General features: G+C 35.8%; 3 protein-coding genes and 2 pseudogenes. 4 read left to right on the forward strand and 1 reads right to left on the reverse strand.

Going from position 1 to position 11506, the window contains the following annotated elements:
• Both NPX99_RS08030 and NPX99_RS08035 read left to right on the forward strand, forming a co-directional pair.
• Positions 1-202 (forward strand): YadA-like family protein (locus tag NPX99_RS08030; protein ID WP_269031329.1); only part of this gene is annotated, 202 nt, incomplete at its 5' end.
• A 1402-nt stretch (positions 203-1604) separates the two neighbouring features.
• Complete coding sequence (locus NPX99_RS08035; protein WP_269031330.1) at positions 1605-1751, forward strand: hypothetical protein; 147 nt, start codon at positions 1605-1607, stop codon at positions 1749-1751.
• Between the two features lie 680 nt (positions 1752-2431).
• On the opposite strand, the pseudogene NPX99_RS08825 reads toward NPX99_RS08035, so the two are convergent.
• A pseudogene (locus NPX99_RS08825) lies at positions 2432-2633 on the reverse strand (Arm DNA-binding domain-containing protein); the annotation flags it as partial.
• 635 nt (positions 2634-3268) lie between these two features.
• Between NPX99_RS08825 and NPX99_RS08045 the strand changes: the two are divergent.
• Both NPX99_RS08045 and NPX99_RS08050 read left to right on the forward strand, forming a co-directional pair.
• Positions 3269-3541, forward strand: coding sequence for a hypothetical protein (locus NPX99_RS08045; RefSeq protein ID WP_269031332.1), 273 nt, complete (start codon positions 3269-3271; stop codon positions 3539-3541).
• Positions 3542-5017: 1476 nt separating this feature from the next.
• Positions 5018-11506, forward strand: a pseudogene (locus NPX99_RS08050) (hypothetical protein); the annotation flags it as partial.

The following is an 11506-nucleotide window of genomic DNA, read 5'->3' on the forward strand; positions in this document are numbered from 1 at the left end:
GGCGGTCTCTAGCTTACGCTATAATGACAACCCTGGAAAATTTAGTGTTTCATTTGGTAGTGGTATATGGCGTAGTCAATCTGCTTTCTCTTTTGGTGCTGGTTATACCTCTGAAGATGGAAAAATCCGTTCTAACATAGCAGCTACCAGCGCTGGAGGTCATTGGGGAATAGGTATTGGACTTAATTTAACCTTAAATTAATTCTTTCTATAATCTTTATTTGCTCTTGTTTTCATTAAGCAAGGGCAAAATGTTTTTGAAGTTATAAAACAAAAAACGCAATTATATTACGGACACCCCATGAAAAACTTCATGATAAGATACAACCACTACATTCAATATACTTTAGAAACAAAATATATGTTTTAATTTGTCATTTTCTGTTTTATCTATATTGTGATAAGCCTCAATAAATCTCAAGAATGCTTATAGAGAAAAAATATCCGCTGCTTTGTCTTTATAAAAGATAAAAGGGGACACTCTAACATGCTCTTGATTTCTATTTGTCTAAAATCTTAAAATTGTATAGCATGAAAGAAAACAACCTAAAAAAAATCATAATAACCAGAATAATAAATGTAATGTATTTTTTATGCTTTAATATATTGTTTTACTGAGGGAACATGACATGAAAAACTATACATCGTTTTCATGCGCAATGATATAAATTATCCTCTTTTTCCTTATCCATAGTTTTTTGGTTAACGGTGTTTTGTTTACTGTTAAGGGTTGCTTTATTCAATGTTTCTCCTCATTTTTCAGTAAGTTTTGATTTAACAAAAACACTTTTTGAAAATGCTAGGGGTATTTTAGTTACTTTATCTCCAAAGCGTTATCTCTGCAGATAATGATGGTGATAAGAAAAATTATTTTAATAGGTCGAATGTTGCTCTGATATTTGAAGGAAATGCTTCTGATAACTATGCAAATTTTTTAACTAAAATCCTTTCTGGTATGAGTGATTATCGTTTTATAGTAAATGTTTTGATGACGTATAGCAGAAGTTTATTGGTAAGAACCCTAATACAGGGGAGAAGCAATATAAAAACTCTTCCTCATCAGTCTACAGCCATTCGTGGTTGATAGCGTTGAAGGTCTACAAGTGTGAATAATATTATAATGAAGGAGGCAAATTTCGAGGATTATTTGTGCCTGTAAATAAAGAATGTCATCGGATCATCATTCAACAGAATTAGTGATGAGGGGAATACCAAGAACTATAACAAGTGTTTTCTCAGTTTTTCAAGGTGCAAACTATAATGATAATCATGTTATGTCATTGGTTAATCAAACGAAGAAACAAAGCAAGAATGTTTTTATTATAGGTCCATGAGAAGACTGAGGGAATGATAGTTATGTTATAATAGGTAAATTGGTGTGTGTTTCAAATTGTGGTGGTATGCAATATGCACGTTGGCGATAGTGTAGCTACTTTGGTGTCTGGTAAATAGCCAGGAGCCTTGTTTTTATTGCTTAAGTTCTAGCCTGTTATCGCTATAGGAGATCATATATTGGTTGGTACGAAAGGTGTTATTTCTATTGGTAATTTAGAAAAGCGGGGTTAGAAACGAGTATTGCTATAGGCTTTGAAGCTGTTTCAGTATTGGCTAGAAGTATTGTTATAGGCAGCAATTCTTTTGTTAGTATTGCTGGTTTTAGTCCTTTGCTTAAAGGAGCGACAACTAATACAGAATGGAAAACAATTCTTAGTGTTGTGGATGTTGATTATGGTAGTCAAAAAACACGTTAAATTATAGAATTAGCAGTTGGTATTAGTAGATACTGGTGCAGTAAATATAACGCAGTTAACAATACAAAGGTTACAGGAGAAGGTTAGAAACTTTCTGTTGAAGGCTGTGAGTACTACAATAGTTAACGCAGGTAAAATAGTAAATTTAACAATTTCAAGTAAGGACATAAAGGTTACAAAAGGTAAGCACGATATTAGAGTAAAATTTGATTTAGTCTGCAAGATTACACACAATAGCATAAAAGCAGGAAGCAACTTCTAAAACGCAGTAGGTTTAGGAATTGATAATAGTTTGCAAATAACGACAAGCTAGTATTAATGTAGAAAATAAAAAAGTACAGGCTTAGAAAGAGTACGGAGGACATCAACACAATTAATTTTTCTACAGTTAACAGTTATAGGAGTTAAACAACAAGGAGTTGGGAGTATTCTTGTTAAGTAAGATAAAAAGAGGAAGCATCTTACTATCTGTAAGGTAGTAGGAAGCAGTAAAATCAGTATTGCAAATAAGTAAAACAAGGATCAGATACTTTCTCTGGTGTGAAAGTGGTGTAGAATGGCTATAAGGCCATTAATAAAACCTAGCTTGAGGAAAGTTTGAATGATATTTCTAAAAAAGTTAAATGTATAAGTTCTTTTGCAGTTTTCTAAGACAAAAATTGAGGTAGAAATAATAGCGTTAATTCACGGTCTTGTTTTAAAGAGACATTTCTCAATGCAGCCAAGCGCATTTCACGACGTCGCCCATGGATAGTATAGCGTAAAATCCACTGAGTACTACCATTTTTACCCTTATGAAAGTACAAGCTGGCACCATCATACTATTTACTGGCCCACAATATTACAACAGCTCTTGGTATTTAGACGATTCATAAGAGGTATTTTGCTTTTTTCTTTAAAGCTTTTATCCACACGATAATCCTACTTGTGATGTGGAAGGGGATGGTTTTGATTGATTCAACATAAGCAGAATTGAAATGAGAGAATCTTAGGACATTCGCGTTTCTCATTCAATATGCAAAACGATAAATTGTCATTATAAATCAATGTGATATTAATTATAATAGTGTGATTTTAGAGACAAAGGACGACGGCCTCATTTGCTTTGTATAATATTACAGATGGTTCAATTATTGAGTGATCGCATGATGCAATCGATGGGAATTACCTTAAGAAGTAATGCAAGGCGTTGTAAAGATTTTTGACGATGATACCGCGTTTTGCAACAGTTCGTTTGATAGATAGACCTATAAATTATCTCACATTAATACAGATGGAAAGATAGAACAAAAATCTTATAAAGATGTTCGTATAGTTTTTGAGGTGATTGAGACAAATATCAAGAATGTAAATCAGGAGATAAAGGACATTTCTGAATGTGTGGAGCTGGATTCTATTGTGCGGAATAGGGATGAAAGGGACTTTCGCTACAAAGCATGGAGAAGAATAGAAGAAAAAATAGTAAAATAACCTCTCTTAAGGCAGGTAAACTTTCAAGAGAACAACGGATGGCGTGAATGGTTCACAACTCTATTTTACAAATACTAGATTTGCGGAATATTTCAGGAATGATGCCCAATACGAGGGGGAAAATAGACAAATCTGATTTCAAAGTTGTACGATTTAAGGACGATAGTACTGAAGCTGAGAAGAAGATGCGTCATAATGTTGCAGATGCTTTTGAGGATATTAACAGCAATATGGTAAATATAAAGACTCATATTGACAAGATGAGCAACCATATTGATTCAGATATTTTACATTGTAATAATAAGAACAAAGCTTATTAAGCTGATTATAAGGGGACAGCTAAAGATTATCAATGTAGCTGGTGGGGAGATTTAGCAAAACTCCATTGACGTAGTAAGTGGAATACAGTTTTTGAAGAACACGAGAAAGATTACCAAAGTTAAAATAAAGTAGCGCGACTATTGAGAAATGGGTATGAGATATGGAAAATATAGTTGGTAATATGACTGATAGAGTTATTAACTGTAATAAAGATAGTGATGAAAAAATAAGAAAATTACTTTAAAAGAGAGCAATGAAAGTCAATCTGCTCTGATTGATAATGTAGCGAATAGCTGTATTGAGAAAAATTCGAATGAGGCTAAGAATGGCCGATAATGACATGATTATACAGAGCAGTAAATGAAGATAAGTTCTCGATCAATCAAACAACCTATGGATAAAGGTTTAAGTGATGTCATTACTGATACTATTTGTAACACAATTGACTGTATTGGGACTGTACTAAAAAAATACCGACATGAAGTTGAATATTTTGAATTATAGCATTGAGAGTGCGTATTAAGAAACAAAAGAAACAAGACAAATACAGTGATAGATTTAGCAATTTCTAACTTACTTTATAATGCTATATCTGAAAAAGGAAACATCGGTTTCAACTTGTCGGTAACGAGTTTAGGAAAGCATTTGGGAAGAGGTGCAGGATTTAATATGACATTGAATGAATAACAATTTCCCAATATTTTAATTTTTTTCCATTCTTATCTTATAATGAGAGTGGAATTTTTATATGAGATCTAGAAAAAGCCATATTAGAACAAAAAATTGCGCTGTAATTTAAAATGTAAATCCACCAAAAGACTCTTTTTATTTTTATAGTTAATTTTTGTTAAATACTTATTGAATCCCTCTTTAAACGCTCTTTTGCAATCCATTGCAGCAAAAAACGGTTGGAATTTGTATCATTTTTTTCTTGCTATTTTGTCAATATGTTTTATAGAATCGGAAAATTCGTGTAAATAAGATTCATTATGATACAACGAGAGCATATTGATCTAGTAAACAGGGGGGAAGTAACAATGTTAAAACAATTATACTATTTATGCACAGTGATAAAAAAATATTGCTCTATGATAAGTAATCTAACTGAACTATAATAAATAACCTCATACTCAAGATCAGAAGAACCCGTGGTTAGAGCCTTTGTCTGAAAAAATTTCTCCTCAAATAAAGACTCAAAATGCATCTTTACCTTTGCTAAGAAAATCTACAATTTTTGATATCTAACGCAGAAATAAACCATCACTTTAAATTGTAAATATAGGACTCTTTAAAAAATTTATCAGACAAAACCATCCTCAAAAACGGATAATGAACGAAAGTTAAGTAACAAAATATTAACAAAAAGAAACTTATCACAGAAAAAACTCCTGTGTAAGAGAACAAATAAAAACCAAAGATGTGGATGACACAAAAATATGTCTTTTTTATGTCTTTTCCTTTGTGGAGAATTGATAATGAAAAAAATACAAAAAATATCGGCGAAGAATGATTTTAATATTTCTCATTCTTTTTATCAGCGGCCTTTTTTGAGAACGCTTTCATTGGCTGGAATGGTTGTATTTTTATCGAATATATTTCTAGTAAGCGCTGGTGTGGCAGGGAATTCTTCAGATGGAAAGCCTAATACTGTCGAAACAGCATCCACAACATCGCCTGTTGATGTAAATGCGAGTCATATTAGTGGAGGAGAAGCATCTTCTAGATTTGCTGTATCTACGCAGCCCGTGTTGGTATCAGCATTGGAGAGCGACCCAGCAGCGTTGAGAGTGGATGTATCGGCACACACTGAATCTCTAGAAGAAGATACTGTTAAGAAAGGGCCTCGATTAAGAAGCTTCTCTCTACCTGACCTTAGGCAGATTTCGGCATTAGAGAGTGATCTCTCAGCATTGAATGGAGACATATCAGCAGATGATGAAGCCTTAGAAGCAAATACTGTTAATAAAGGAATTCTTTCGAGAAGCTTCTCTATGCCTGACTTGAATCAACCAATGGCAAGAAGCTTTACACCCTTTAGTATTAGTGGGAGGAAAGGACGTGAGTATTATGGTCTTGAATTAGGTGTTGGAGCAGAAGCAAACCATATTGGAACTATTGCAATAGGGACGAGCGAAGGATGTGGTACTGATAATGTTGCTAATAGTTGCTCTCTTCCTACTCCAAAAGCAAACGCGCGCTATTCTATAGCCGTAGGGGTATACTCTAAGGTTGAAAAGCAATCTGACTATGCGACAGCTCTTGGTGTTGGTGCATATGTGTATGATGTTGAAGATAGTGTTGCTTTGGGCGCTGGTAGTAATGTTAAAGCTAAAAAAGGTGTTGTAGGTTATAGTCCTAAGGAAGGTGGAGCTTCTAAATCGAAAGACGTTGCATGGAAATCAACTAAGGGGTCAGTGAGTATTGGTAAACATCAGGCGCAGCGCTTGGATGGTAGCGGTGAAATTAGAGGTGGAATAATTGAGTCTCGACAGATTACAGGTCTTGCCGCTGGAACTGAAGATACCGATGCGGTGAATGTTGCGCAGTTAAAAGAATTAAGATCAATAATAAGAGGAGAGTGGCAATTTGCTGTTAACGGTAGCGATTCCACAACTATGAATCCAGGCGATTCATTGGATTTAACTGCTGGAAGTGAAAATTTCAAAATTGTAAAAGGTGAAAGCACTGGTAATGGTCAAGGCGACAAGAAGAATAAGGTAAAATTTGATCTAGCGAAGGATCTTACGCTTGATAGCATAAAATTAGGGGCAAGTACTTTAGATGCAACAGGTCTCATAGTTGCGGATGGTCCAAAGATAACGAAAGATGGCATTTCAGCTGGCAATAAAAAAATTACAAATGTGGAAACCGGAACGGAAGATACCGATGCGGTAAATGTGGCACAGCTAAAAGCTTTACAAGACTCTATAACCCCAAGTTGGGATCTTTCTGTTAATGGTGAAAATAAAACGAATGTTAATTCAACCAGCCCAATGGATTTAGCAGCTGGAAGTACAAATATTACGCTTACAAAAGGAGAGAAAGACAATAAGGTAAAATTTGATCTAGCGAAGGATCTTGAGCTCAATAGCATTAAAATACATGATGATATAAAATTAGGGGCAAGTACTTTAGATGCAGCAGGTCTCATAGTTGCTGATGGCCCAAAGATGACGAAGGACGGCATCTCAGCTGGCAATAAAAAGATAACAGGATTGGCAGATGGTTCTGTAGATACCGATGCCGTAAATTTTTCTCAGTTGAAGTCAGCTGAAACAAAGATTGAACAACAAGTAGCAGCCAATAGTTTTGTAAAACAAGATGCTAATACAAAGCATATCACGATTGGTAAGGGCGCTGGTGGTGATAAAATTGATATTGCCAATAGTGATAAAGAAAAGCGTACGCTTACTGGTTTGAAGAATGGAGATATTTCTGCTAGCTCCACGGATGCTGTCGCAGGCCAACAGCTTCATTCATTGGGTAGTGAAGTTGCGAAGTATTTTGGTGGTGAAGCTAAATATGATGGTGCCAAATGGACTGCTCCAACATTTAAATTTAAAACAGTTAAGGATGATGGTAGCCCTGAAGATAAGACATATCACAATGTTGCCGATGCCTTTTCTGGTGTGGGCAGTTCTTTTACGAATGTAAACAATAAAATTACGAAGGTAGAAAGTTCTGTCACGAATATTCATAACGAGATAACGCAAAAAATTGCTCAAAATGCTTTGTCATGGAATGAAAAAGAACAAGCCTTTGTTGCAACGCATGGTGATAAACATCAAGAAGGAAGTAAAATTAAATTTGTTATAGGCGGAGATCAAACCTCAAATTCAACGGATGCCGTAAATGGTGGCCAGATGTATATATTAGGCACTAAAATAGCTATGTTTCTTGGTGGTGGTGCTGACTTTGGAGCTGGAAACTGGAATGGTCCAACATTTAAATTTAAAACCATAAAGGATGATGGTACTGAAGAAGATAATACCTATTATAATGTAGCAGATGCGTTTGCAGGTGTTGGTACCGCTTTCACGACTATTCAGAAGAAAGTTACAGAACAAGTTAATAATGTAATTCAAAAAGTTGAAGGTGAGAGTGTTGTTAAGTGGGATGAGACGACCAAGTCTATTACTATTGGTCAAGAAAAAGATGGCAATATAATTAATTTTCAAAATAAGAATAACGAGAACCGAACGATTGCAGGTGTGATAGGTGGAAAAATCTCTAAAGATTCAAACGAAGCAGTCAATGGTTCTCAGCTTTTTGATACAAATGAGAAGATTGCAGCCTATTTTGGTGGTGATGCTAGCTACAAGGATGGAAGTTGGACTGCTCCTAAATTTGTGGTTAAGAAATTTAATTCTCAAAACAGCATTACTGATGCGACTTATGGCAATGTCGCAGCTGCCTTTGCTGGCATTGGTGAATCATTTGAGAAAGTCAAGGATTCCTTCAAGGAAATTAAGGATGAAATTACCACTGTTCAAGGTGACGCCTTGTTGTGGGATAAGGCAAAAAGCGCCTTTGTCGCAACGCGTGGTGAAGAAGACAAAAAAACCAATAGCAAAATTACTTTTCTTCAGAAAGGTGATATTTCCAAAGATTCAACAGATGCTGTTAATGGATCTCAGATTTATTCTCTAAGCGACAATATTGCGCATTATTTTGATAAGAATGCTGGCTATAATGAAGATGGAACTTGGAAAGCACCAACATTTAAGCTTAAAGCTGTTAAGGATGATGGTAACTCTGAAGAGAAAACTTACGATACTGTAGCAGAAGCTTTTGAAGGTGTTGGCACTTCTATCACGAATGTTCAGAATAAAGTCACAGAACAAGTTAACAATGCGATTGAAAACATTAATACACAGATCACGAACGTTACAGAAAACAACCTTGTACAGCATGATAGCAAAACGGAAAAAATTACCATTGGTTCGAAAGAAAATGGCAATTTAATTGATGTTTCTAATAAGAAAGAAGAGACACGTACCATTACTGGTGTGAAGGGTGGTACACTCTCAGCAAGTTCAAATGAGGTGGTAACAGGTTCACAGCTTTTCTCAACGAACAATAATGTAACCAAAAATACCGATGCTATTAAAGAAGCTAATAGTAAGATTACGAAGAACGCTACTGATATAACAGAAGCAAACAGTAATATATCATCTCTTGGTAGTAATATCTCGAAATATTTGGGTGGTGAAGCAAATGTTCTTCAAGGCAAGAACCCCAGCTATACTGTACAAGAGAAAACATATCATGATGTTGGATCTGCATTTGCAGGCGTTGATAGTTCTTTTACGAATGTAAACAATAAAATTACTGAGGTAGAAAATTCTGTCACGAATATTCATAAAGAGATAGCTCAAAAGGTTGATAAAAATGCTTTGTTATGGAGTGATGAAGCACGGGCCTTTGTAGCGAGGCATGAACATGAAGAAGAAGGCAAAGAAATTAACAGCAGGATTACCTCTCTTGCAGATGGAGATATTTCTATCAATTCCACGGATGCTGTAGCTGGTAATCAGCTTTATAGATTGAGCCGTGGCGTTGAAAATTCTTTAGGTGGTGGAGCTAAGTATGATAACGGCAGATGGTCACCTCCAAGCTTCAAGGCTAAGAGCGTCAAGGAAGATGGGAAAATAGAAGAAAGCACTTACACGAATGTAGCAGACGCTTTTGAAGGTGTAGGGAATTCCATCACGAATGTTCAGAATAAAGTTACAGAACAAGTTAATAATGTAATTAACAAAGTTGAAGGTGAGAGTGTCGTTAAGTGGGATGAGAAGACAAAGTCTATTACTATTGGTAAAGAAAAAGATGGCACAGTAATCAATCTTCAAAATAAGGATAAAGGGAATCGAACCCTTTCCGGATTGATAGGTGGAACAATCTCTAAAGATTCAAACGAGGCAGTGAATGGTTCTCAGCTTTTTGAAACCAATAAGAATATTACTAAGTATTTTGGAGGTAATGCTAAGTATGAGAATGGTACATGGATCGCTCCTAAATTTACGGTTAAGGCTGTTAATGAGAAGGGTACAATTTCTGATGCATCCTATGATGATGTAACAACTGCCTTTGCAGGTGTAGGTACCTCTTTTGCGAATTTTAATAACAATATAACGAATAAGTTTAAAGAACTTACTCAAAATATCACGAATATTAGGCAAGAAATTCAAGGTGATGCGTTGTTGTGGGGCAAAGATGAAAATGCCTTTGTAGCGGAACATGGGGAGAAAAATAGCAAAATTACATCTCTAAAGGATGGGGTTGTTAGTAGTCTCTCAACAGATGCCGTAAATGGCTCTCAGCTTTATTCTTTAGGCAGTGAAGTTGCAAAATCTCTTGGAGGTAATGCTAGCTACAAGGATGGTGCATGGACCGCTCCTACCTTTAAGGTTAAAGGCATCAAGGAAAACGGGCAAACAGAAGATAAAGACTATACTGATGTAGCAGCGGCTTTTGCTGGAGTAGGTACTTCATTTGCGAATGTTGCAAAAAAGATTAACAAAGAGATTTCTGATGCAAAGAGTGACTCTTTAAACTGGAATGAAACTGCGAATGCCTTTGTTGCAACGCATGGAGAAGGAGATGCAAAATCTAACAGCAAGATTACGTCTCTTAAGAATGGCGATATTTCTGAAGGTTCCACGGATGCTGTCGCAGGTCAACAGCTTCATCAGTTGGGTAGCGCTGTTGCGAAATCTCTTGGTGGTAACGCTAAATATGAAGGTGGCAAGTGGAGTGCACCAAGTTTTAAGGTTAAGACATTTTCTTCTGATGGCGATACAAAAGATGGAAGCTATGATAGTGTATCAGCAGCTTTTGAAGGTGTAGGTACCTCTTTTGCGAATGTTACAAAAAAGATTACCAAAGAGATTGAAAACATTAATACGCAGATTACGAATGTTACAGAAAACAACCTTGTGCAGCATGATAGCAAAACGGAAAAAATTACCATTGGTTCGAAAGAAAATGGCAATTTAATTGATGTTTCTAATAAGAAAGAAGAGACACGTACCATTACTGGTGTGAAGGGTGGTGCACTCTCAGCAGATTCAAATGAAGCGGTAACAGGTTCACAGCTTTTCGCAACGAACAGTAATGTAACCAAAAATACCGATGCTATTAAAGAAGCTGATAGTAAGATTACGAAGAACGTTGCTGATATAACAAAAGCAAACAGTAATATATCTTCTCTTGATAGTAATATCTCGAAATATTTGGGTGGTGGTGCAAGTGTTCTTCAAGGCAAGAACCCCAGCTATACTGTACAAGAGAAAACGTATCATGATGTTGGATCTGCATTTGCAGGTGTTGATAGTTCTTTTACGAATGTAAACAATAAAATTACGAAGGTAGAAAATTCTGTCACGAATATTCATAACGAGATAGCTCAAAAGGTTGATAAAAATGCTTTGTTATGGAGTGATGAAGCACAGGCCTTTGTAGCGCGTCATGGAAAGAAAAAAGAAGAAAAAAGTGAAGCTACAGCGACAGAAACACAAGAAAACAGTAAAATTACGTTTCTTAAGAATGGGGATATTTCCAAAGACTCAACAGATGCTATAAATGGTTCTCAGCTTTACTCAATGGGTGACATGGTTGCGGCCTCTTTTGGTGGTGGCGCTGGTTATAATGGAGATGGAACCTGGAAAGCACCAACATTTAAGCTTAAAGCTGTTAAGGCTGATGGTAAGTCTGAAGAGAAGACTTATACGAATGTAGCAGAGGCTTTTGAAGGTGTAGGGAGTTCCATCACGAATGTTCAGAATAAAGTAACAGAACAAGTTAATAATGCGATTACCAAAGTTGAAGGTGAGAGTGTTGTTAAGTGGGATGAGAAGACAAAGTTTATTAATATTGGTCAAGAAAAAGATGGCACAGTAATCAATCTTAAAAACAAGGATGGTGAGAACCGAACCATTTCCGGATTGATAGGTGGAGTAATC

It is taken from the genome of Bartonella sp. 220B (assembly GCF_026930205.1).
Lineage (GTDB): Bacteria > Pseudomonadota > Alphaproteobacteria > Rhizobiales > Rhizobiaceae > Bartonella.

Excerpts from the sequence above, each read along its gene's own strand:
- NPX99_RS08045 (WP_269031332.1), top strand. The coding sequence starts at position 3,269 with ATGGTTCACAACTCTATTTTACAAATACTAGATTTGCGGAATATTTCA.